The following is a 22928-nucleotide window of genomic DNA, read 5'->3' on the forward strand; positions in this document are numbered from 1 at the left end:
AGACTAGTCCCTGCCTGAAGGGGCGGGAAGTACGGCACATTTCTCGGCCGGCACCAATGAGTCAGGTTTCCTCATCGGGCCGGTCCGGCTCCGCGTCCGGTGAGAAACGGAGCCGACGGGCCACCACGTCCGCAGCCACGTCGACGAGTCGGCGTCCCTGCGCATAGGCGTAGGCACGAAGCCGGAAGAAGGCTTCTTCGATGCCGACGCCAAGCTGGACAGTCAGGATGCCGCTGGCTTGGTCGATCTCCGCCCGGTACGTGCCCAGGTCCTCGACGGGGTCGCTGCGGGGCCCGCCCGCCTCGTCGATTCGCGCGTCGAGCAGCACCAGAGTCGCGAGATCGGCGAACGCCAACGCGTCTGCCAGTTCCTCTGCTGCCAGTTCCTCTGCGTTCAACCGGACCGGAACGCGGGCATACAGGTCCAGAACTCCCGGGCTGATCGCCCCAATCTGCAGAGGGAGCGCGAACACCGCGCGGGCCCCGGCTTCCAGGGCCGCCTCGGCGAACACCATCCAGCGGTCCTGCAGGTCGCGGGTGAACAGATCGAGTGTCAGGACGGCCGAGCCGTGCAGGAAGGCGTCCACACAGGGCCCCTCGCCCAGCGTGAGCTGGAGCTCTTCCAGTTGCTCGCTGATGTCGTCGGTGCTGCACAGCGGATGGCTCGGTGCGGTCCGGGACATCGCCGACAGCCCGGCCCCGCCGACCGGAAGCGCGGCCACGGCCGCGGTGCACACGTCCACCACACCGATCCGGGCACCTCGCCTGACCGCCTGCTCGGCCACCAGCATCTGAATGCGGGCCGACCGGCTGTCAGAGCCCACCCGGGCCACCGCCTCCAGGGATCGTGACAAGGCCCTCCAGCCTCGCCGTGGTTCGTTCCCCGACGGGAAACACCAGCGCGCGGAACATGGTGGGACCGGCCGGCCTGCGGAACACTTCGATGTCCAGCCACCCCCAGGAGCGGAGCGCAGCGGGGGTTGCGCGATCTGCCCGGTACACCAACGTGGCGCCGAGAGAGGCCTGATGGTCGGTCAGCAGCCGCTCCACACGACGGGCGGAGCCCCAGTCCTGCTGGTATGCCCGAATCAGGATGTCATCGAACGCGAAGGCCCTGCCGGACACGGTGAGTTGATCGATGCTGCGTGGCAATGCTCCGTCGAAGCCGAACCACCAAGGGCCGTCGCCGCGTACCGGGAATCCGAAGGCGCATCCCATCTGTCTGTCCATCTCGGCGATCATCGTGGCGAATCCCGGCCGGCGCATGTCCGTGGTGAGACGTCCAAGAAGTTCTGGCGGCCGGGACGGCGGTACGCATCACCCGGCGCCGTTGCGCGGGACTCCACATACAGATCCGCCAGATCCTCACGCAGGCCCTCCACCAGCCAACGGTTCAGCCGGCGTAACCGCACCGGAGCCATGGCGGAGGGCTCGCCGTCCTCCAGCTTCCGTGACTGTTCCCGCCCGGGTTCGGCCGTCATCGCACATCGCCCGAGAGAACAGGCGCAAGCGGGACAGAGCCGTGCGGCGGGGCTGGAGCGGGCGTGGCCGGGGTGGCCCCGCGAGGAGGTGGCAGGTGGCCGAACGGAAGGCCGAGGAGCAGGAACCCGCAGCCGGCGAGGTCGAGAATCCGAGCCAGCGTCGTCGGCGGATGGTGCAGTCGCAGGGTCCCGCCGACCATGGTGCTCTGTTGCGCAGCGCGGAGGAATGCGTTGAGTCCGCTGCAGTCGCAGAAGGTGACGAGGGCGAGGTCGACGTCGATGGCGCGGATACCGTCCCGCAGGCACCGCTCCAGGGACGCGCGCACCAAGGGCACGGATTCGAGGTCGATCTCACCGGCCAGGGTGATCAGCGCCCGTGTCCTTCGGTCATCGCGGTGGACCGTGAGCTGTGGCAGGGGCATGACGCCTCGCTTCGGAAGACCATCCGGCAGGGGCGCGTGGTGCCGGAGTTCCGGCTCCCTGGGCGCGCTCCCGGCAGGGCATATTTTCGGCGGAGGCAGAGCGACGGCCGGTACGACAGCCTGCGCAGCAGGACAGCGGATCCACCCGGCTCCCTCCAGGAAGGCGCCGGGTGACAGACGATGAGTCCGCACCCCGCAACCATCTGCGTTCAGCAACAGCATGCCGCCGGGGTCTGGGACGTCTACGCGGCATCCTAGTCCTCGCGTCGTTTGATGGACGGTTAGAAGCCGCCCGATCCCAGGATGTGGACGGTGCAAGAACACGGTGCGTGGGCATATCCGAGGCACTGCGCGGTACTCGGACGTGAAGCACGGCGGCCGACTGCCGCTGGAGCACGGCGATCCGCGCACCGCCCGTTGGAGGTGGCTCGCATGACGGAGCCGACCAGTTCCACTCTGCAGAAGCCCGATCCGGATGAGCCCCGCACTCGCCTGGGCGCCATGCCGTCGGCTGCGTCGGAGCCCCGCGGCAAGACCACCATCGCGGACGGGGTCGTGGAGACAATGGCCGGGATCGCCGCACAGGAGGTCCCCGGCATCAACGCACTGGGCGGTGGATTCACCCGCCACCGTGGGAGCCATACGCGACCGGGTACCACGTGGACGCCTGGGCGCCGGGCGCGGCGTCAAGGTTGAGGTAGGTGAGAAGCAAACCGCCGTTGACCTCCAGGTAGTCGTGGAATACGGGGCTTCACCCGGTACATGGTGATGCTCTGCGGCGGCCTGGACCCCAGGGTCGGCGATGCCGATCCGGATTGGCTCAAGCAGTTCGATCTGACGGCTTGAGCGAAGCGGGCGCTCTCCAGACGGGGCATCCCCAACCCGTCCGCTCACGCACGCGACCGAAGACGACGAAGCGCCCCGACCAGTTCAGAACCGGTCGGGGCGCTCCCCAGCAGGTCAGAGGCCATATCCCCCGCCCACCACCCGTAGGCCCTGTGGGACTCGAACCCACAACCAATGGATTAAAAGTCCACTGCTCTGCCAATTGAGCTAAGGGCCCCGGCGATGTTGCCACCCCGAGCATAGCCGGAGGAGGCCGTGTCGCCGATCGGGTATCGGGGACACGGCCGTGCCGGATGGAAAGGACGGGCCGGAGCGGGTCCGGAGTGTTAGGGATCTACCGGTTCGGGGGCGTTCGCGCGAGCCGCCTCGCGGGTGCGGGTCCGCTCGTGGTCGGGGTTGAGGAACCAGTGCCGGGCCGAGGCCAGCCACCAGGTCGAGGCGAAGCCGAGGACGGCCAGGACGGCGATGGGGGCGTAGTTGAAGGTCTCCCACGTGACGGGGGAGACCTGGGGCAGCATGAACAGGACCGTGATCACGCCGACCCACACCACCGACACCACGCCCACGATCCGCGACCAGCGGCCCAGATGCCACGGCCCGCGCTCGAAGGACTCCCCCTTCCGCAGCCGAAGCAGGGTCGGGATGACGTACGCGATGTACAGGCCGATGACGGCGATCGACGTCACCGCCGCGTACGCGGTCACATTGATCAGGTACGGGAGGCCCAGGACCAGCGCGCTCCCCGCCGCCAGCCACACCGCCGCCACGGGCGTGCGGGTGCGCGGGCTGACCGTGTGCCAGACGCGCGAGTACGGCAGCGCGCCGTCACGCGAAAAGGCGTAGATCATGCGGCTGTTGGCCGTCACCGACGCCATTCCGCAGAACAGCTGCGCCCCGATCACGACCAGCAGGAGCAGCTTGCCCGCCGTGGCGCCCAGCGCGTCCAGGAGGATCTGGGCCGGCGGCGCTCCCGTCGCCGACCCGAGGGCACCGTCGTACGACTGGATCGCGAAGGTGAAGCCGAGCAGGAGCACGAAGCCCGCTATCCACGACGTCCAGATCGAGCGGACGATCCCCTTGGGGCCCGCCGTCGACGCGTCGCGGGTCTCCTCCGTCATGTGGGCCGAGGCGTCGTAGCCGGTGAAGGTGTACTGGGCCATGAGGAGGCCGAGGAGGACGACGTAGACCCCGCTGCCCCACCCGGTGTTGTTGACGAACTCGCCGAAGACGAAGGACGCGGACTGGTGATGGTCGGGGACGAAGGTCAGCGCGCCGACGATCACCGCCACGCCCAGCACGTGCCACCAGACGCTCACGCTGTTCAGCAGACCGACGATCCCGACGCCGAAGGTGTTCAGCAGGCCGTGCAGGACCAGGATGCCCGCGAAGAGCAGGACCGTGCGGCCCGGTGTCACCTCGAAGTCGAACTGGAGGTTCAGGTAGGCGCCCAGGAAGGACGCCGCTCCGAAGTCGATGCCCGCGGTCACCGCCACCTGGCCCAGCACGTTGAACCAGCCCGTGAACCAGGCCCACGCGGCCGCGGTCCGGGAGGGGGCCAGGCGGTGCGCCCAGAAGTAGAGGCCGGCCGACGTCGGGTACGCCGAGCAGATCTCGGCCATCGACAGGCCGACGAAGAGGGTCATCAGGCCTACGGCCACCCAGCCCCACATGATCACGGCCGGGCCGCCCGTGTTCATGCCGAACAGATACAGCGTCAGGCAGCCCGAGAGGACCGAGATGATGGTGAAGGAGACCGCGTAGTTCGAGAACGCCGACATGCGACGGGCGAGAACCTGTGTGTAGCCGAGCTGGGCCAGCCGTTCCTCGTCCGAGAGATCCGAGACGTGGGATTGCCCGCTCGCTATGGCGTCATCTGTCATGCCCCCAGCAATTCCCCTGCCGAGGGCGTGACACACGTCACAACTTGGCTAGAAAAGGCCCTTGTAGCCCTGTCGGCCATACGAACCGCTCTTCGTGCGGGCACCGAACGTGCCGTTGCCCACGCGTAGGCGCCTGCCGCCGTCTTCCCCTCCAGGCCGCGTCGACGGACGTGCGGGCCTCGCCTCCGCTCGGCGTGCGGACCGTTGGCGTCACGGGGAACGCCTCTACTGCGGCTGCTGCCACGGCCCCGGGGAATGCCGGAAGGGCCCGTACGACCAAGTCGTACGGGCCCTTCTCAGGTGTTCACTCGGCGTCAGCCGTTGCGCTTCCAGCGCGGCTTGTCGTCACGACGACCGAAGGTGCCGGTGCCGGTACCGGTGCCGGTGGTGCCGGGGCCGCTGCCGCGGTGGTCGTCACGACGGCCGGAGGGGCGGTCGTGACCGGAGGAGCGGAAGCCGGGGCGGTCGCCCTGGCGGTCACGGTTGAACGGACGGTCGCTGCCGCGGTGCCCGCCGCGCTCGTCACGACGCTCGAAGGGACGGGCCGGACGGTCGTCGCGACGGAAGCCGCCACCGCGGTTGTCGTCACGACGCTCGAAGGAGCCACCGCCGCGGTTGTCATCGCGGCGCTCGAAGGAACGGCCACCGCCGCGGTTGTCGTCACGGCGCTCGAAGGAACGACCGCCACCACGGTTGTCGTCACGACGCTCGAAGGAACGACCGCCACCACGGTTGTCGTCACGACGCTCGAAGCCACGGCCACCGCCACGGTTGTCATCGCGACGCTCGAAGCCACGGCCACCGCCACGGTTGTCGTCACGACGCTCGAAGCCACGGCCACCACCACGGTTGTCATCGCGACGCTCGAAGCCACGGCCACCGCCACGGTTGTCGTCACGACGCTCGAAGCCACGGCCACCACCGCGGTTGTCGTCACGGCGGAACCCGCCACGATCGTTGTCACGACGCTCGTACGAGCGACCGCCACGGTCGTCCCGGTCCGCCCTGTCGACGTCCTGCGCCGCGGGCTGCTCGGGAACGGAGACCTCGGCCGCCGCGGCCTGCGCCTGGGCCACCGCCGCCTCGGGGTCCTCGCCCTGCTCGCGGGCGACCCGCGCCACCAGGCGGTCGGCCTCCTCGCGCAGCTCGGTCGCGCGGCGCTGCGCCCGCTCCAGCTCCTTGGTGAGCTGGGCGACCTCACGCTCGGCCTGCTGCGCGGACTTGCCCGCGGACTCGGCCTGGACCTCGGTCATCGAACGGGCGCCGGTGATCTCGGCGACCTCGGGCTCGAAGGCCGTACCGGAGTTGATGATGTGACGGCCGGCGTCGACGCCCGCGTCCTCCATCAGCCGGAAGATCTGGCGGCGCTGGTGCGGCAGGGACAGCGAGACCACGGTGCCGGTGCGGCCGGCACGGGCCGTACGTCCCGCACGGTGCAGGTAGTCCTTGTGGTCGCCGGCCGGGTCCACGTTCAGGACCAGGTCGATGCCGTCGACGTGGATGCCGCGGGCGGCGACGTCGGTGGCGACCAGGCAGTTGACGTAGCCGTCCTTGAAGTCGGCCAGCGTCCGGGTCCGGGAACCCTGGGTCATGCCGCCGTGCAGCGCGTCGGCCTTCACACCGGACTCGCGCAGCTGCTCGGCGATACGGTCGGCGCCCAGCTGGGTGCGGACGAAGATGATGGTGCGGCCCTTGCGGGAGGCGATCGCGGCCGTGACCGGCGCCTTGTCCTTGGGCTTCACGATCAGGATGTGGTGCGACATGGTCGTCACCGCGCCCTGCGCCGCGTCCACCTCGTGGGTGGCCGCGTTGGTGAGGTAGCGGTCGACGAGGGTCTTGATCTCGTTCTCCATGGTCGCGGAGAAGAGCATGCGCTGACCGCCGGCCGGGACCTGGTCCAGCAGCTCGGTGACCTCGGGCAGGAAGCCCAGGTCCGACATCTGGTCGGCCTCGTCGATGACGGTGATCTGGACGTTCTCGAGCGAACAGGCGCCGCGGTTGATGATGTCGCGCAGGCGGCCCGGGGTGGCGACGAGGACGTCGACGCCGCGCTCCAGGGCGTAGATCTGGTTGCCCATCGAGGTGCCGCCGCAGACGACCTTCATCTTGAGGCCGAGGACGTCGCCGTAGGGCTGGAGCGCGTCCGCGACCTGCATCGCGAGCTCGCGGGTCGGCGTGAGGATGACGGCGCGCGGCTTGTGCTTCTCGGTGCGGCCGCCGGCCAGCGTGGCCAGGGCCGGCAGACCGAAGGAGAGGGTCTTGCCGGAGCCGGTGCGGCCACGGCCGAGGATGTCCCTGCCGGCCAGGGCGTCCGGGATGGTCGCGGCCTGGATCGGGAAGGGGGTGGTCACGCCGTTCTGGGCGAGCTTGCGCACGACGCCCTCGGGGAGACCGAGGCTCGCGAAGGTGACCTCGGGTGCGTCCTCGGTGGCCGCGATCTCGGGCACGACGGTGCCCTCGTTCTCGGGCACGACGACGTGATCAGTACTGGAAATGGACATGCGTATGCGAAACCTTCCGGAGTCTCGTCGGCACGCGCCCGTCAACTCCGTGTTTCGCTATACGACCGCCTCTATGCGGTCCGCCACGGCAAGGGAGAGAGTACGCGCCACACGGCGCGCTCTGCGTCGGCGCCGGGCAATGGGGTCAAACGATCTATTACCATACGCACCGACCCCCCTTGAAGGCAAACCGAGTCCATCACCGCAGGTCAGACCGGCCTAGGCCGGAGTCCCCGCCTCCGGTGCCGGCTCCCGCTCGCCCAGTTGCGGTCCCGGAGGCTCGTGCGCCGAGGACGACGGCTCGGCGACCGTCGGCTCGGGCGTCGGCGACGGGGGCGGCGGAGACGGCGACGGCTGCGGCTCGACCGTGCGGGTGGGCGTCGGCTCGGCCATGGTCGGCTCCGGCACCCCCGGCTTGTCCGGCTTGCCCTTCCCCGGCTCGGCGCCCGCCGAGGCCTTCGCGCTCGCCTCCGCCGACGGGGACGCGGACGGCGACGCCGGCCTTCCCTTGCCCTTCCTCCCCTTGCCGCGCCCGTGCTTGCCGTCCTCGGCCGCCGCGCCGATCCCGGCGGCGCCGCCCGACACCGCCGCCCCGCCGTCGGGCTCCTCACCACCCCGCTGCCCGGCGGAGTGCGAGGGCTTGGCGCTCCCCCCGCCGTCGTCGCCGACGCTCATGCAGCCGGCGGCGGCGGCGACGGCCATGACCGTGGCGGCCAGACGGACAGGTACGTACAAGGGGCGCACGGGCAGCCACCTCCGGGGGAGGGTGAAAAAGTCAACCTGCCCAACTCCCGCCGCCCACAAGAGGACACGCGACCCGCGTCAGCGGGCCTCACCCGTACCCGAGCGCGTGCAGCCGGGCGTCGTCGATCCCGAAGTGGTGAGCGATCTCATGCACCACGGTCACCTCGGTCTCCTCGACGACCTCCTCCCGCGACCCGCACATCCTCAGCGTCGGCCCCCGGTAGATGGTGATCCGGTCCGGCAGGACGCCCGCGTACCACTCGCCCCGGTCCGTCAGCGGAGTCCCCTCGTACAGTCCGAGCAGCTCGGGATCGTCCGTCGGCGGCTCGTCCTCGACGAACACCGCGACGTTGTCCATCAGCCGCGTCAACTCCGGCGGAATCCGGTCCAGCGCCTCGGCGACCAGTTCCTCGAACTCCTCGCGCGTCATCTCCAGCACAGGCCCATTGTCCGGCACGCGGCAGCCGTATGAGAGTCGTGGGCACCTCGCATATCCACGTGATCAGGTGGGCATACGGGACCAATGGCCCGCGTCCCCGTCGCCGTCCGGAACATCCTGAACCCCCTACGCAGGACCCCGCGTGCCCTCGCCCGCCACTACCGCACCCGCCGGCCCCACCCGTCCTTCGAACTCGTCCCCCAGCCGCACCCCTGGGTCCGCGCCCTCGGCCTCGTCGCCGTGGTGGTCCTCGGCGCCTGGCTCGGGCTGCTGATCGTCGGCAACGTACGGACCCCGGTCGGCCCGATGAACACGACGATGACCCTGCGCCCGTCGCTCACCGGCGGCACGAAGATCAACGTCTCGCCGCTCGGCGCCCTGGAACTGGACAGCCATCACGCCCCCGTCCGCCTGGACGTCAACGTGGACCAGCTCGACCCGGTGCGCTCCCAGGCCCTGGTCGACCACCCCGAACGCCTCTCCGGCCTCCAGGACGAGGTCACCAAGGACGTCGAACTCGGCACCCGCGACCTGGCCCTGCGTTCCTGCGTGGCTGTCGTGGCGGGCGCCACGACCCTCGGCCTCGCGGTCTACCGCCGCCCCCGACGGGCCCTCGCGGCAGGCGGCCTCGCCCTCACCCTCCTGGCCGCCTCCGGAGGAACCGCCTACGCCACCTGGAACCCGGAATCCGTCCTGGAACCGAAGTTCTCCGGGCTGCTCTCCTCCGCCCCCTCACTGGTCGGCAACGCGCGCAGCATCGTCACCGAATTCGACGTCTACCAGAAGGAGTTGGCGCGCCTGGTGACGAACGTGACGAAGCTGTACGACGCCACCTCCACGCTCCCCACCTACGCGCCCGACCCGTCCACCATCCGGGTCCTGCACGTCTCGGACATCCATCTGAACCCCGCGAGCTGGCCGATCATCTCCTCGCTGGTGGAGCAGTACAAGGTCGACGTGATCGTCGACTCCGGCGACACGATGGACCACGGCTCGGCCGCCGAGAACGGCTTCCTGGACCCGATCGAGGACCTCGGCGCCCCCTACGTCTGGGTCCGCGGCAACCACGACTCCCAGACCACCCAGCGCTACCTGGAAGGCCTGAAGAACGTGCACGTCCTGGACGACGGCCGGGCCGTGACGATCGACGGCCTGCGCTTCGCGGGCATCGGCGACCCCCAGTTCACCCCCGACCGCTCGGAGAAGCCCGGCGCCGAGGAGTCCCAGGAGCAGGCGGGCGCCCGCCTGGCCGCCGCCCTGCGCGCCCAGACCGCCGCCGGCACGCCCGTCGACGTCGCCGTCGCCCATGAGCCGTCGGCGGCCCGCGGGGTGGACGGCACGGTCCCGCTGGTGCTGGCCGGTCACGTCCACCACAACGAGATGGAGGTCCTGAAGAACGGCACCCGCCTGCGGATCGAAGGCTCGACGGGCGGCAGCGGCCTGCGCGCGATCGAGGGCAAGTACCCCGACCCCATCGAGGCGTCGATCCTCTACATGGACCGTGACACCCGCCGCCTCCAGGCCTGGGACGAGATCAAACTGGGCGGCCTGGGTCTGACGACGGCCGAGGTCAGCCGCCATCTGGTGGAGGAGAACCAGCCGGGGGCGACCCGCTCCCCCTCGCCGTCCCCCTCACCCGCCTCCTCCGCCCCGACGCCCACCGCCCCGTAATCCGTTTTGGCGATCCCTCCCGCCATCCCATATGCTTCTCACGTCCCCGACGCGCCGCGAGGCGCACAGGCGGCCCGATAGCCCTCATCGTCTAGCGGCCTAGGACGCCGCCCTTTCAAGGCGGTAGCACGGGTTCGAATCCCGTTGGGGGTACTTCACCGCATTGCGCCGAGCAGTCGGCGCAACCGCAGGGTACCGAGCGCGACCGCCGTACCGACTGCGAGAACGAAGCACCCGAGCAGCAGGAAATACGCCGCGAGGGGCAGCACCGCTGTCAGTCGGAACAACTGGCCTCCCACCACCACACCCACGGCGCCGAACAGGCCGTTGACCGCGAGCAGTCGGCTGGTGCTGCCGGGCGGGGCGACCGCGGCGGCCAGCGCCAGGCCGGCCGGTGCGAGCGCGATCTCTCCGCAGGAGTAGAGCAGGTAGACCAGCAGCAGCCAGTACGGGCCGACCGGGCCCTGCTCGGCGAGCCGGGCCGCGACCGCCATCAGCACAAAGCTCAGCCCGGCCGCGATCAGCGCCCCCGCGAACTTGACCGGCACGTCGACACGCGGCCCCGCGCGCCGCCACAGCCGGGCCACGAACGGGGCGGCCAGCAGGACGAAGAGCGGGTGCACGGACTGGAACCAGCTGGCGGGGACCTCGAAGCCGAGCAGGTCCCGGTCGGTGTGGCGCTCGGCGAAGAGGCTGAGCACCGAGCCGCTCTGCGCGAAGATCATCCAGAACGCGGCCGAGGCCGCCATCAGAGCGGTGAACCCGGCCAGCCGACGCCGCTGCCCCTCACCCTGCCCCGGCCCCGGCGCACCGGTCCGGCGCAGTGAGCGCAGGTACCCGAACGGCAGGATGACCGTGGTCAGGCCGAGGACGGCGAGCACCGCGGGCAGCGGCAGCAGGCCGAGGGACGCCGGTGCCACCAGCAGCGCGCCCACCGCTGCCGTGGCCACCGCGGCGCGTCTGAGCATCGCGGCGGCCTCGGCGTGCGGCACCGGGCGGGACGGACGCGCGCCCACGTCCGCGTACCGGCGCCGGCCCAGGGCGAACTGGACGAGCCCCGCCGTCATGCCGACGGCGGCCGCGGCGAAGCCCAGGTGCCAGGCGACGCGCTCCGCCAGCAGCCCGGTGACGACGGGGGCGATGAGCGCGCTGACCTGGATGCACATGTAGAAGAGCGAGAAGGCCGACTCGCGGCGGCCCTCCCCGTCTCCGCTGACCCCCGCGACCATCGCCGCCATGGCCGGCTTGACCAGGCCGGTGCCCGCGACGACCAGCAGCAGCCCGGCGTAGAGCGTGCCCGGCGCCGGCACCGCGAGGACCACGTGGCCGCAGGTGATGAGGACCCCGCCGAGCAGGACCGCCCGGCGCGCGCCCAGCACCCGGTCGGCGAGCCAGCCGCCGGGCAGCCCGGCCATGAAGCTGAGCGACATGTACGCCGCGAAGACCGCAGTGGCCGTCTGCGGGGCCATGCCCATGCCGCCGCGGGCCTCGGAGGCGGTCAGGTAGAGCACCAGGATCGCCGCCATGCCGAAGAAGCTGAACCGCTCCCACAGGTCGACCGCGAGCAGGGTGCCGAACCCGGGCCCACGGCCGCCCGTTGCCGCTGCCGGTGCGGCCGGGGAGGCGGCCGGTGAGGACTCCGGCGTGGTGAGGGAGGCGTCCACCCCGGGTCACCGGGCCGGTTTGAGTGCCACTCCGGACAGCATCGCGAGGTCCGGGTCGGGGGTGTCGGTCCGCTCGGGGCGCCACAGGGGGGCGCGGACCACTCCGGGGTCCAGCAGCTCGAAGTCCTCGAACAGGGCGGCGAGTTCACGGTTGTCGCGCCAGATGACCTGGCTCACCGCGCCCCGGTACTGCTCTGCGGCCTCCGGCGCGGCCCGCGGGACCTCCTCCGCTCCGGCGTGCGAGATCACCAGGGCGCTGCCGGGCGCGAGTCCTTCGGTGTACTGCCGCACCAGCGCGAGCGGGTCGTCGCCGTCCGGCACGAAGTGCAGGACGGCCGCGAGGATCAGCGCGACCGGCTGCGCGAAGTCGATCAGCCGGCGGGTGTCGTCCGCGTCCAGGATCTCCCGGGACTTGTACAGGTCGCCCTGGAAGACGGCCGCCCTCGGTTCGTCGGCCAGCAGCGCCCGGCCGTGCGCGACGGCGACCGGGTCGATGTCGACATAGACGACCTTGCTGTCCGGGTGGGCGGCGAGGGCCACGTCGTGCACGTTTCCCTCCGCCGGGATGCCGGAGCCGATGTCCAGGAACTGCCGTATGCCGAGGTCCGACAGCTCCCGTACCGCGCGCCGCAGAAAGGCGCGGTTGGCCTTCAGGGTGGCAGGCAGGGCGGGGTTGCCGGCCGCGACCTTGCGGGCGAGTTCCCGGTCCGCCGGGAAGTTGTGGGTGCCGCCGATCCAGTAGTCGTACACCCGGGCGATGCTCGGGGTGTCGATGTCGACCTCCGGCGGTGCCCAGGCGGGGCGCTCGGTGCCGTGACGTTCCACGTGTGTCTCCTCCAGTCGATGCGGGGCGGGGCGGGGCTGGGCTGGGCTGGGCTGTCAGGCAGTGAACACCGGGAGTTCCTCGAGGCCGCGCATCATCAGGCTGCTGCGCCAGCGCAGTTCGCCCGCGTCCACGGCGAGCCGCAGTCCGGGGAAGCGCGCGAAGAGACGGCTGATGACGATGTGTCCCTCGAGCCGGGCCAGCGGGGCGCCCAGGCAGTGGTGGATGCCGTGGCCGAAGGCGACCGAGGCGCTGTGGGCCCGGGTGATGTCCAGCCGGTCCGGGTCCGCGTAGCGGGCCGGGTCCCGGCCCGCGGCGCCGATCGAGATGGTCACGAACTCGCCCTCGGGGATGACCACGGAACCGACCTCGACGGGCTCGGTGGTGAACCGCCAGGTGGCGTTGGTGACCGGACCGTCGTACCGGAGGAACTCCTCGACGGCCGCGGGCCACAGCGACGCGTCCGCCGCGAGCTGCTCGCGCACCTCGGGGTGGGTGAGCAGGGCGAGGGCACCGTTGCCGATGAGGTTGACCGTGGTCTCGTGGCCGGCCACCAGCAGCAGGAACGCCATGGAGATCAGCTCGTCGGACGACAGCTCGTCGCCGGCGTCCCGGGCGTGGACCAGGTCGGTGAGCATGTCGTCGGCCGGTTCGGACCGCTTGGACTCGATCAGCGCCGTCAGGTAGGCGATCATCGACGCGCTGGCCTCGCGGACCTCGTCGGTGCCCGCGCCGGACACGAGCAGGTTGGACCAGCGGCGGAAGGCGGCCCGGTCGTCCGGGGGCACGCCGAGCAGCCAGCAGATGACCGTGAACGGCACCGGGAAGGCCAGGGCCTCCATCAGGTCCACCTTGCCGTGCCGGGCCACGGCGTCCAGGAGTTCGTCGGTGAGGTCGGTGATGCGCGGCCGCAGGGACTCGACCCGGCGCGCGGTGAAGGCCCGGCCGACGAGCCGGCGCAACCGGGTGTGGTCCGGCGGGTCGCTGTCGAGCATGTGCACGCTGAGGACGTGCGGGAACTGGCTGCGCTCCCCCGACTCCGCGAGGAACTCCCTCTGTTTGTCGGGGTCGGCGAAGTTGCGCGGAATGAGGTCCTTGCCGACCCGCATGTCCTTGCTCAGCCGGGGGTCGGCGAGCAGCGCCCTGGCGTGCTCGTACCCGGTGACCAGCCAGGTGCGCAGTCCGTTCGGCGTCATCACGGGCACCGCGGGCGCGGTGTGCCGCAGTGCGGCCAGTGCCTCGTGCGGGTTCTGGTGGAAGGCGGGCGTGAACAGGTCGGTCGGCGGGGCGTCCGTGCTGGCCATTCTCAGGCTCCTTCCATGACGTCGGCCATACCGGTGACGGCCCGGTCACTCCCGTAGTGGGCGAGCTCCCGGTAGATCTCGAAGGGGCGGTCCCGGCCGGTGTCGCGGAACGGCCTGAGCGGGGCGGTCTGTTCCTTGTGGGCGGGACCGCTCTCCCAGGCGGTGAACGCGTCCCAGCCCGACCAGCGGCTCACCACGACATAGGCGCGCGGATCACCGAGGGCGTGCAGCAGCTTGTTGCCGAGCAGCCCGGCGGTGCCCGCCATCCGGCGGCTGGCCTCGTGGTAGGCCTCCAGCACCCGGTCCGGGTCGTCGCTCAGGTGGTAGAGCACCACCTCGACCGCGCCGGAGACCGCTTCGGAGGTCACGGGGTGCCGCCGGCCGCGCCGGGGAGGGCGGCGACGACGTGCATGGTCGTCATGGAGCCGCCGCTGCGGTACGGGTGCAGCTTCTGCCGGTGTTCCAGATGCCGGTCGCTGGTCTCGAACTCGCGGAACAGCGGCTCGTTCACCCAGTCGCTGACGATGTAGTAGATGCCGTTCTCCTCGGCACTGCGCGACAGCCACTGGCCGAGGTTGGCGGGGTGCGTGGTGACGGAGTCGCCCACCTCCAGCCACACCTTCTCGAACTCGTGTCCCATCTCCGGCTTGATCTGCATCCGCAGCATGACCCGGAACACCTGGTCGGACAGCTCGGCCATGTCAGATGCCCCCGTCGACGTTGATGGTCTCGCCGGTGATGTAGGCGGAGGCGTCGCTGAGCAGGAACAGCACCGGTCCGGCCAGTTCCTCGACGGTGCCGAGGCGGGCGAGCGCGGTCTTGCGGGAGTAGGTGGCCCGCAGTCCGTCGGCGCGCTCCGCGGGCATGGTCGCGAATGCCTCTGTCTCGATCACGCCGGGGGCCACGACGTTGACCCGGATGCCCTGCGGGCCGAGCTCCTTGGCGAGCGAGCGGGTCAGTCCGATCATGGCTGCCTTGGCCGCGGTGTAGTGGGCGCGCAGCGGGATGCCCGCCGCGGCGCCGCGCGAGCCGATGTTGACCACCGAGGAGCCGGCGCCGAGCAGCGGCAGCGCCTGCTGGATGATCCGGTAGGCGGCCGTCAGGTTGGTGTCGAGGATCCGCGACCACTCCTCGGCCTGCAGCTCCGCGAACGGGATGTGGCTGATCAGGCCCGCGTTGTTGACGATGCCGTCGAGCCGTCCGAAGCGGTCCTTGACCTCGCCGACGAGCCGGTCGACCTCGGCGGTGTCGCCGACGTCCGCGCGCAGGACATGGTGGTCGCCGGCGGTCTCCTTCAGCGCGGCGGTCAGCGTGTCGACGGCCTCGCTCTCCTGCCGGTAGCAGGTGACGACGTCGGCGCCGGACCTGGCCGCGGCGAGGACGAGGCCCCGCCCTATGCCCCGGGTGCCGCCGGTGATGAGCAGTTTCCTGCCGTGCAGTGCGAGTTCCACTGGGAATCCCTCCATGGCTGGGCCGCGGCTCACACGCAGCCGTCGACGTGGATGTTCTGGCCGGTGACGTAGGTGGCGTGGTCGCTGACGAGGAACAGCACGGCACCGGCGATGTCGTCGACGGTGCCGAGCCGGCCGAGTGCGGTGAAGGAGGCGAAGGTGGCGCGCTGCCGTTCGGCTTCCCCGGCGGGCAGTTCGTCGAGCGCCTCGGTGGCGATACGGCCCGGTGAGACCGTGTTGACGCGGATGCCGCGCGGGCCGAGTTCCCGGGCCAGCGAGCGGGTCATGCCGACCAGCGCGGACTTCACGGCGGTGTAGTGGACGCCGCCCGCCATGCCGATGAAAGCGACCGTGGAGCCGATGTTGACGATCGAGGAGCCGGCGGCGAGCAGGGGCAGGGTGCGCCGGGTGACCAGGTGGGTGGCGGTCAGGTTGCCCTGGAGGGTGGCGGCCCACTCGGCGGAGCCGAGGTCGGCGTACGGCTGGGGGCGGAACGTACCGGCGTTGTTGACGACGGCGTCCAGCCCGCCGAGGCTCGCCTCGCACTCGGCGGCCAGCCGGTCCACGTCGGCCTCGTCGGCCGCGTCGGCCCGCAGCACCTGGTGCTTGCCCGGGGTGCCGGCGAGTTCCTCCTCGAGGGTGGCGACGGCCTCGCCGGGGGCGCGGTAGCAGGTCACGACGTCCGCGCCGGCGCGGGCCGCGGCGAGCACGATGCCCCGGCCGATGCCACGGCTGCCGCCGGTCACCAGGATGCGTTTGCCCTCCAGTTGCCGGCCGGCCCGGGCAGCGGTCTCCACCTTGGCCTTGATCAGACGCATCTGGACGGCGGTGTTGCGGTTGAGCCGGGCGGTCATCCCGGCGTCGTCGATCGGGGCCTCGGGCTTCATCGCGAAGTCCTGGATCCAGCGCATCCGTACGCCGCCGGGCACCTCCTCGTACTCCCAGCGGATGTTCATGTGCGCGAAGGGTCCGGTCTCGACCCGGCGGGCGACGACGGTGCGGGTGACCGGGTCGGAAGTGCGCTCGGAGACCCAGCTCCAGACCGTGCCGGTCTCGTCGGGGTGCAGGGCGAGCCGGAAGGTGACGGTGTCGCCGTCCTGGCCGAGGATCTCGGCGGAGGCGTACTCGCTGAACAGCCGGGGCCAGGAGGCCACATCGTTGGTCATCGTCCACACCAGGTCCATCGGTGCCTCGACGACGATCGCGTTGTCGGTGTGTCCTGCCATCAGACGCGGGCCTCCGTGAGCCGGGCGTGCACGTAGGCGAGGGCCTCTCGCGGGGTCTGGGTGTGCGCCAGGTCGCCGTCGGGGATCTGGATGCCGTACTCGCGCTCGATGCGGTTGACGAGCTCCAGCAGCGCGAGGGAGTCGTAGCCGAGGTCGGAGAACGTGGTGCCGGCGAAGTGCTCGCCGTCCAGGTCGGTCTGCTCGTCGACTCCGGCGCTCGCGCGCAGGATCCGCCGGAGGTCGTCGAGGGTGAACTCCGCCATTGGGAGCCGCCTTTCGGGGGTTGAGGGTTGGGGGTTGGGGGTTAGGGGTTGGGGGTTGGTCGGCTGCGGGTCGGTGGGGGCTGGTCGCGCTCACGCAGCGGAGCCGCATGTCGATACAGCCCCACGCCCCTGAGCGGGCTGCGCCCGCGAGTGTCGGTCGGCTGCGGGTGGGTCGGTCGTGGGCCATGGGCCCGGTCGTCGGTCGGCTGCGGGTCGGTGGGGGCTGGTCGCGCTCACGCGGCGGAGCCGCATGTCGATACAGCCCCGCGCCCCTGAGCGGGCTGCGCCCGCGAGTGTCGGTCGGCTGCGGGTGAGTGAGGCCGGTCGCGGTCACGCGGCGGAGACGCGTATCGATACAGCCCCGCGCCCCTGATGCGGGCTGCGCCGCAGGGGGCGGTCGGGTGGCGTCTGCCGGTCACCTCTTGGGGGCGTCTCGGTCACCGGCGCCGACCACCAGCGCGGAGGTGAATCCGCCGTGCCCGCGGGCCAACACCAGGGCCGTGCGCGGATCGGTCTGCCGCGGGCGGTCGAGGACGAGGTCGATCTCGCAGCCGGGGGCCGGGCGGCCCAGCCCCGCGGTGTGCGGGACGACACCGGCGTTCAGGGCGAGCAGCGCGGTCGCCACGTCCAGCGCGGCACCGCCCGCGTACAGGCGCCCCGTGAGCGTCTTGGGCGCGGTCACCGGCACCCCGCCGGGGCCGAAGACCTCGGTGATCGCACGGGCCTCGGCGAGGTCCTCGGCGGGTATGCCGGAGGCGTCGGCGAAGACCATGCCGATGTCGTCCGGGATCAGCCCGGCGTCGGCGAGCGCGCGCCGGACGACGGACACCAGCACGGAGTGCCGTCCGGCGACGCGGTCCGCCGTGGGGTCGAACCCGGCCGCGTAGCCGAGGAGTTCGCCGTACGACGGGACTGAGCGGGCCCGTGCGGCCTCGGCGTTCTCGACGACGAGGATGGCGCCGCCCTCGCCCGGGACGAAGCCGGAGGCGGCCGCGTCGAAGGGCAGATAGGCGCGGGCGGGGTCGTCCTCGGTGGACAGCCCGCCGGTGGACAGCTGGGCCACCAGCCCGTACGGGCACAGTGAGGCGTCGGTGCCGCCGCTGAGGACGAGCCGGGAGCCGGTGTCCAGCAGCCGGCGGGACTGGCCGAGGGCGTCCAGGCCGCCGGCCTGCTCGCCGCAGATGACCCCGCAGGGGCCGCGCATGCCGTGCCGGATGGAGACCTGGCCGGTGGTGGCCGCGTAGAACCAGGCGATCGACTGGTAGGCGCCGACCCAGGAGGAGCCCTTCTGGTAGAGGTTCTCCATCTCGTGCTGGCCGAACTCGGTGCCGCCCGAGGAGGCGGCCGTGACCACCGCCATCTCGTACTCCGGCAGGGCCGCCGGATCGGCGGCCGCGTCCGCGAGGGCGTCCTCGGCGGCGGCCAGGGCGAAGTGCGTGAAGCGGTCGGTCTGCGGGACGAGCCGTCCCGGGACCTGTTCACCGGCCTGGAAGCCGGGGACCTCACCGGCGACCCGGACGGGGTAGCCGGTCGGGTCGAACCGGGTGATCCGGCCGAGGCCGCTCTTTCCCGCGAGCACCGACTCCCAGTGCCGGGCGGCGCCCAGCCCGGTCGGCGCGACCACGCCGAGGCCGGTGACCACGGACCGGCCGCGGCGGCCGGCGCGTATGCCGGAGGCGCTCATGCCGCCTCCCCTCGTCGTGCCGGAGGCCGAGTGCCGCGCGCGGCCGTGGGCCGTCCCAGCACCATCGCCGTCTGGAAGCCGCCGAAGCCGCTGCCCACACTGAGCACCCGGTCCATCCGGTGCTCCCGGGCCGTCACCGGTACGTAGTCGAGGTCGCACTCGGGGTCGGGCGTGGACAGGTTGGCGGTCGGCGGGACGACCTGGTGGCGCAGGGCGAGGGCGCAGGCGGCGATCTCCAGGGAGCCGATGGCGCCGAGCGAGTGCCCGATCATCGACTTGATGGAACTGACGGGCACCTCGTGGGCCCGCCGGCCGAGGCTGCGTTTGAACGCGGCGGTCTCGTGCCGGTCGTTCTGCTTGGTGCCCGAGCCGTGCGCGTTGATGTAGTCGATGTCCTCGGGGTCGAGCCGGGCCCGGTCCATGGCGACCCTGATGGCCTCGGCCATCTCCCGGCCGTCCGGCTTGAGTCCGGTCATGTGGAAGGCGTTGCTCCGGCCGGCGAAGCCGAGGATTTCGGCGTACACGGTGGCGCCGCGGCGCCTGGCGGACTCCAGCTCCTCGATCACCATGACGGCGGAGCCCTCGCCCAGGACGAAGCCGTCGCGCCGCCCGTCGAAGGGCCGGGAGGCGTGTTCGGGGTCGTCGTTGTTGGCGGTCGTGGCCTTGATGGCGTCGAAGCACGCCGAGGTGATCGGTGACAGCGGGGCGTCGGTCGCGCCGGCGAGCACGATGTCGGCGGTGCCCTCCTCGATGAGCTGGACGCCGTGTCCGATGGCGTCCAGACCCGAGGTGCAGCCGGTGGAGATCAGCGCCACCGGCCCCTCGGCCCCGGCCTGCCGGGCCACCTCGACGGCGAGGGTGCTGGGCACCATGTAGCCGTAGAGGTGGGGGACACCGTAGCTGTGGTCGACCAGCCAGTTCCGGCCGCCGTCGGAGAGGACCGCGTACTCCTCCTCCAGGCCCGTGGTGCAGCCGACGGCGCTGCCGATGCTGACGGCGACCCGCTCCGGGTCGGCGCCGGGCAGTTCGATGCCGCTGTCCGCGACGGCCTCGCGGGCGGCGACGACCGCGAACTGGCCGGCCCGGTCCATCCGGCGGGCCTCCTGCGGGGTGAGGCCGGCGGCGAGCGGGTCGAAGTCGCACTCGGCGGCGACCTGGGAGCGGAACCCGGCCGGGTCGAACAGGCTGATGCGGCGGGTGGCGGTGCGGCCGGCGGTGAGCAGGTCCCAGTAGGCGTCCCGCCCGGGCCCGCCGGGAGCGACGGCGCCCACTCCGGTGATCACCGCGCGCCGGTCGGGTGGTGTCATCGGGCCGCTCCGACGTCGGGGTTGCCCGCCCTCTCGTCGAGCGGCTGCTCGGTGTCGACGTGGCCCAGCTCGGGGCTCGGGGCGAGCGGGGAGAGGTGGAAGACCGCCTCGGCCGGCACGGACCCGGTGTTCACCAGGCGGTGGCGTACCCCGATGGGCACCAGCAGCGAGTCGCCGGGGCCCAGTTCGACCGGGGTGCCGCCGTCCAGGGTCATCTCCAGCCGGCCCTGGACGACGTGCAGGAACTCCTCGGAGTACGGGTGGAGGTGCTCGGTGACGTGGTGGCCGGGGGCCAGTCGCAGCACCCCGCCGAAGCCCGAGGTGCAGCCCACGGTCTTGGGGCTGAGGGTGACGCGGATGTCGCCGCCGCGCTTGGTGTTGGCGGCGACCTCGGCCGCGGAGACCCTGGTGGTCGCGGGGGCGCTCATCGGGCACCGCCGAGGTTCGCGGACCGCGGGGTGCTGACCTGGGGGCCCTGCTGGGGCGTCCAGGAGTAGAACGGGACGGCCATCGCGTCCTTGGGCTCGCGCCAGTCGGGGTCGAAGGGCGAGATGAACTGCCCGAGCCGGGTGTTGATCTCTTCGTAGAGCGGGTGACTGCGCGCCTTGTACAGGTTGGGCGCGATGTCCTGGTCGGCCTCCACCAGGTGGAAGTACAGGTCGTGGAACGCGAACAGCGTCCGCCTCGACACCCCCACCAGGTGCGGCAGCTCGGTGCTGTCCGAATCGGCGAAGACCTGCGCGACGCCCTCGGCGTCGGCGAGGTCCATCCTCGCCACGATCAGCGTTCGGTGCACGATGTCCTCCCGGCTTGTCGGTCGTGTGTTCACCCTGGTCGGCGGGGATCGAGGCGCTCTCGAAGGCGCCTGGAAATCCGCTGACGGCCCCGGCGCGGCGGTCCTTCGGACGCCGGGGCGGGCTCGTGGGAGGGGCGTCCCGTGACGCCTCGCACGCCCCCGCCCAGGCACGGACACAGTGGGAGAGCCACGGCCGCCGCCCTGACGCAGGACCACGCCCTGGAAGCACGATCACCGCGCTCACCGCCGTGGCGCTCACCTTCGGCAGGGCCCCACCGGACTGCCGCTCCGCCGCTCTGCCGCCGACGGGAGGGGTGGCGGGATCCGGCGCGCGGTACGTCGTGTGCGCCACTCCCGGTGCGGCGGGCGGACACAGCACGACGGCCCGCCGCACCGGGGGTGCGACGGGCCGTCGTAAGAAACTCCTACCGGTAGACCCCGGCCTTCATCAGGGTGACGCGGGAACCGGCGCGGCCGACGACGCCGGCCGTGGCCGTCCGGCCGTTCGGTACGTCGCCCACGGACGCGCCACGCAGCAGGAGGATCAGGGCCTGGCGGGTGAGCCGGGGCACGGAGTACAGGGGCTCGGTGCCGGGTTCCAGGTGTTCCCGTACGAGATGGACGTCGACGAGGTACTCCAGGAGCGTCTCGGCGTCGCCGATGCCCGGGGGCAGTCGTGCGGTCACCTCGTCGAGGCTCCAGCGGGGGCGTTCGCGCTGGAGCAGCAGGCGCAGCAGCTCCTGGGAGGGGCCGGGAAGATGCCGGTGACTTGCGGCAACCGTGGTCATCAACGACTGGGTTCCGGCGGGGAGTTCGAGCAGCATCCGGTGGTTGCCGCGCAGCCGCACCGCCAGCCGGGCCGCCGACCAGCCGGGCCGGGCGGTGAGCCGGCCGGCCACCGCCCTGATCGCCAGGGGCAGTCCCTCGCACAGGCCCATCAACTCGTGCACGGCGGCGGGATCCTTCTGCCTGGACCGCTCGCCGGCGACCCGGTCGTACAGCTGGAGCGACTCCTGGGCCGACAGGGCGGGCAGCACGATCTTGCGCCCGGTGGAGAGGCTGTGCGCCCGGTAGCGGTTGGTGGTGATCACCGCGCAGCCGGAGCCGCCCGGCAGGACGGCACGGATCTGGGAGGCGGTGAGCACGTCGTCGACCACGACCAGCACCCTGCGGTCGGCGCTCCAGGTGCGGAAGAGCCGGCTGAGCTCGTCGAGCCCGGTGGGCTGTTTCTCGCGCGGGATGCCGCAGGCGCCGAGGCAGGCCGACAGGACGTCGGCGAGCTGCTGGGAGCCCTCGCCCACGGCTGACAGGTCGATGAAGAGCTGTCCGTCGGGGAAGCGCGGGCGCAGCCGGTGCGCGGCTCGCACGGCGAAGGCGCTCTTGCCGACGCCGGGCGGACCGTGCACCTCCACCACCCGCATGCCGGTGCTGGACCGTTCCGCGCCGAGGAAGGTCTCGAGCTGGTCCAGTTCGCGGTCCCGACCGATGAAGTCACCTGTGTCGGCGGGAAGTTGGGCCGGTCCGGGCACGGGCCGGCGTCCGGTGGGCGTGGTCTCGGCCTTGGCCGCGGCCGGTCCCCTGAGGTGGCCGCGGTCCGCGAGCACCTCCTGGTGGAGGCGTTGGAGCTGGGCAGAGGGTTCCAGGCCGAGTTCCTCGACGAGATGGCTGCGCAGGGTGCGGAAGGTGTTGAGGGCGTCCGGCCGGCGGCCGCAGCGCTGCAGGGCCCGCATGAGCTGTCCGGCGAACGCCTCGTGGGTGGGATGGGCACGGAAGGCCTCCGCCAGCTCGTCCAGCACGGCATGGTGACGGCCGAGGTCGAGCTCCAAGGAGAAACGTTGCTCCTGAACGCTCTTACGGCGTTCCTCGAGCTGTGTCGACCAGGCCGACAACCGTCGTCCGGTGATGACGTCGACCAGGGCTCCGCCGTGCCACAGAGAAAGGGCTTCCTTCAGTGTGCGGGCGGCTTCCTCGCCGGCTCCGGTGCGGTGCTGCGCCATTCCCTGCTCGGTGAGCTGCTCGAACCTGTAGGCATCCACCGCCTGCTTGTCGTCCAGTCGCAGTTCGTACCCACCCACCCTGGTCAGGAGTGCGGGGCAGCCGTGCGGCGGACGGGATCCAAAGGGCGCGCCTTGCTGTCCGGTGGCCAGCAGAAGTCTGCGGCGCAGTTGATAAATGTAGGTTTGCAAGGTGGTCAGCGCGCTGAGCGGCGGGCGATCCTCCCACAGCTCCTCGCACAGCTGGTCCACGCTGACCAGCGAGTTGGCATTGAGCACCAGCAGGGCAAGCACCTGACGCAGCTTGGGTGCGGACGGTGTGACGTCCTCCCCGTTCCTGCGTACTCGCATGGAGCCCAGCAGACCGATCTCTATCACTGCATTCCCCCTGAGTGTGCCGCCCGTTGTGGGGTGGCGGCCATCGACGGGCCTG

21 protein-coding genes, 2 tRNA genes and 1 pseudogene are annotated in these 22928 nt (G+C 71.6%); 2 read left to right on the forward strand and 22 right to left on the reverse strand.

The features are described 5' to 3' along the window. Nucleotides 1–61: 61 nt before the first annotated feature. From ACFWWR_RS35370 to ACFWWR_RS35405, 8 genes are all read right to left on the reverse strand, one after another. Nucleotides 62–823, reverse strand: a complete 762-nt coding sequence (locus tag ACFWWR_RS35370; RefSeq protein ID WP_384307631.1) for an ANTAR domain-containing protein — start codon at nucleotides 821–823, stop codon at nucleotides 62–64. Continuing rightward, nucleotides 813–1241 (reverse strand): hypothetical protein, encoded by a 429-nt coding sequence (locus tag ACFWWR_RS35375; protein WP_383862823.1) that lies wholly within the window; start codon nucleotides 1239–1241, stop codon nucleotides 813–815. Before ACFWWR_RS35375 ends, ACFWWR_RS35370 begins: the two co-directional genes overlap by 11 nt. 235 nt (nucleotides 1242–1476) lie before the next feature. Beyond that, nucleotides 1477–1902 carry an STAS domain-containing protein gene (locus ACFWWR_RS35380; RefSeq protein ID WP_384307634.1) on the reverse strand — a complete coding sequence of 142 codons (426 nt, stop codon included), beginning with the start codon at nucleotides 1900–1902 and terminating at the stop codon, nucleotides 1477–1479. Nucleotides 1903–2892: 990 nt separating this feature from the next. After that, nucleotides 2893–2965: transfer RNA gene (locus ACFWWR_RS35385), tRNA-Lys, on the reverse strand. A gap of 109 nt (nucleotides 2966–3074) precedes the next feature. Continuing rightward, complete coding sequence (locus ACFWWR_RS35390; protein ID WP_383862817.1) at nucleotides 3075–4628, reverse strand: amino acid permease; 1554 nt, start codon at nucleotides 4626–4628, stop codon at nucleotides 3075–3077. 314 nt (nucleotides 4629–4942) lie between these two features. Then, the gene (locus ACFWWR_RS35395; RefSeq protein WP_384307636.1) at nucleotides 4943–7129 is read right to left on the reverse strand and encodes a DEAD/DEAH box helicase; all 2187 of its coding nucleotides are present in this window, start codon (nucleotides 7127–7129) and stop codon (nucleotides 4943–4945) included. Nucleotides 7130–7348: 219 nt separating this feature from the next. After that, nucleotides 7349–7873 carry a hypothetical protein gene (locus tag ACFWWR_RS35400; protein ID WP_383862812.1) on the reverse strand — a complete coding sequence of 175 codons (525 nt, stop codon included), beginning with the start codon at nucleotides 7871–7873 and terminating at the stop codon, nucleotides 7349–7351. A gap of 88 nt (nucleotides 7874–7961) precedes the next feature. After that, nucleotides 7962–8312: a metallopeptidase family protein gene (locus ACFWWR_RS35405; protein ID WP_383862810.1), complete on the reverse strand. Its 351-nt coding sequence runs from the start codon at nucleotides 8310–8312 to the stop codon at nucleotides 7962–7964. A gap of 84 nt (nucleotides 8313–8396) precedes the next feature. On the opposite strand from ACFWWR_RS35405, the gene ACFWWR_RS35410 reads away from it, so the two are divergent. Continuing rightward, nucleotides 8397–9983, forward strand: a complete 1587-nt coding sequence (locus ACFWWR_RS35410) for a metallophosphoesterase (RefSeq protein ID WP_383862807.1) — start codon at nucleotides 8397–8399, stop codon at nucleotides 9981–9983. A gap of 80 nt (nucleotides 9984–10063) precedes the next feature. Then, nucleotides 10064–10136: transfer RNA gene (locus ACFWWR_RS35415), tRNA-Glu, on the forward strand. Between the two features lie 2 nt (nucleotides 10137–10138). Here ACFWWR_RS35415 and ACFWWR_RS35420 read toward each other — a convergent pair. From ACFWWR_RS35420 to ACFWWR_RS35485, 14 genes and pseudogenes are all read right to left on the reverse strand, one after another. Beyond that, nucleotides 10139–11647, reverse strand: a complete 1509-nt coding sequence (locus ACFWWR_RS35420) for a peptide MFS transporter (protein WP_383862805.1) — start codon at nucleotides 11645–11647, stop codon at nucleotides 10139–10141. Nucleotides 11648–11653: 6 nt separating this feature from the next. Then, a complete protein-coding gene (locus ACFWWR_RS35425) occupies nucleotides 11654–12472 on the reverse strand; it encodes an SAM-dependent methyltransferase (protein ID WP_383862802.1) in 819 nt (272 codons plus the stop codon). Nucleotides 12473–12526: 54 nt separating this feature from the next. Beyond that, nucleotides 12527–13774, reverse strand: a complete 1248-nt coding sequence (locus ACFWWR_RS35430) for a cytochrome P450 (protein WP_384307639.1) — start codon at nucleotides 13772–13774, stop codon at nucleotides 12527–12529. 2 nt (nucleotides 13775–13776) lie between these two features. Next, a complete protein-coding gene (locus ACFWWR_RS35435) occupies nucleotides 13777–14142 on the reverse strand; it encodes an antibiotic biosynthesis monooxygenase family protein (protein WP_383862798.1) in 366 nt (121 codons plus the stop codon). Next, on the reverse strand, nucleotides 14139–14474 hold the full coding sequence (locus ACFWWR_RS35440; RefSeq protein WP_217235994.1) for an antibiotic biosynthesis monooxygenase: 336 nt from the start codon (nucleotides 14472–14474) through the stop codon (nucleotides 14139–14141). Before ACFWWR_RS35440 ends, ACFWWR_RS35435 begins: the two co-directional genes overlap by 4 nt. A gap of 1 nt (nucleotide 14475) precedes the next feature. Continuing rightward, nucleotides 14476–15225 (reverse strand): SDR family NAD(P)-dependent oxidoreductase, encoded by a 750-nt coding sequence (locus ACFWWR_RS35445; protein ID WP_383862795.1) that lies wholly within the window; start codon nucleotides 15223–15225, stop codon nucleotides 14476–14478. Nucleotides 15226–15254: 29 nt separating this feature from the next. Further along, nucleotides 15255–16022 (reverse strand): SDR family NAD(P)-dependent oxidoreductase, encoded by a 768-nt coding sequence (locus ACFWWR_RS35450; protein WP_384307679.1) that lies wholly within the window; start codon nucleotides 16020–16022, stop codon nucleotides 15255–15257. Next, nucleotides 16005–16451: pseudogene (locus tag ACFWWR_RS35455) on the reverse strand (SRPBCC family protein); the annotation flags it as partial. The gene ACFWWR_RS35450 and the pseudogene ACFWWR_RS35455, both read right to left, overlap by 18 nt. Next, complete coding sequence (locus tag ACFWWR_RS35460; protein ID WP_217235992.1) at nucleotides 16451–16714, reverse strand: acyl carrier protein; 264 nt, start codon at nucleotides 16712–16714, stop codon at nucleotides 16451–16453. The gene ACFWWR_RS35460 and the pseudogene ACFWWR_RS35455, both read right to left, overlap by 1 nt. A gap of 415 nt (nucleotides 16715–17129) precedes the next feature. Beyond that, entirely contained in the window at nucleotides 17130–18398 is a 1269-nt protein-coding gene (locus ACFWWR_RS35465) for a ketosynthase chain-length factor (protein ID WP_383862792.1), read from the reverse strand. Continuing rightward, nucleotides 18395–19705, reverse strand: coding sequence for a beta-ketoacyl-[acyl-carrier-protein] synthase family protein (locus tag ACFWWR_RS35470; protein ID WP_383862789.1), 1311 nt, complete (start codon nucleotides 19703–19705; stop codon nucleotides 18395–18397). The genes ACFWWR_RS35465 and ACFWWR_RS35470 overlap by 4 nt, the downstream gene beginning before the upstream one ends. Next, nucleotides 19702–20133, reverse strand: coding sequence for a cupin domain-containing protein (locus ACFWWR_RS35475; protein WP_383862787.1), 432 nt, complete (start codon nucleotides 20131–20133; stop codon nucleotides 19702–19704). The genes ACFWWR_RS35470 and ACFWWR_RS35475 overlap by 4 nt, the downstream gene beginning before the upstream one ends. Then, the gene (locus ACFWWR_RS35480; protein WP_383862784.1) at nucleotides 20130–20501 is read right to left on the reverse strand and encodes a TcmI family type II polyketide cyclase; all 372 of its coding nucleotides are present in this window, start codon (nucleotides 20499–20501) and stop codon (nucleotides 20130–20132) included. The genes ACFWWR_RS35475 and ACFWWR_RS35480 overlap by 4 nt, the downstream gene beginning before the upstream one ends. 425 nt (nucleotides 20502–20926) lie before the next feature. Next, nucleotides 20927–22846, reverse strand: coding sequence for a BTAD domain-containing putative transcriptional regulator (locus ACFWWR_RS35485; protein ID WP_384307642.1), 1920 nt, complete (start codon nucleotides 22844–22846; stop codon nucleotides 20927–20929). Between the last annotated feature and the right edge of the window lie 82 nt (nucleotides 22847–22928).

This window comes from Streptomyces sp. NPDC058678, assembly GCF_042714835.1.
Lineage (GTDB): Bacteria > Actinomycetota > Actinomycetes > Streptomycetales > Streptomycetaceae > Streptomyces.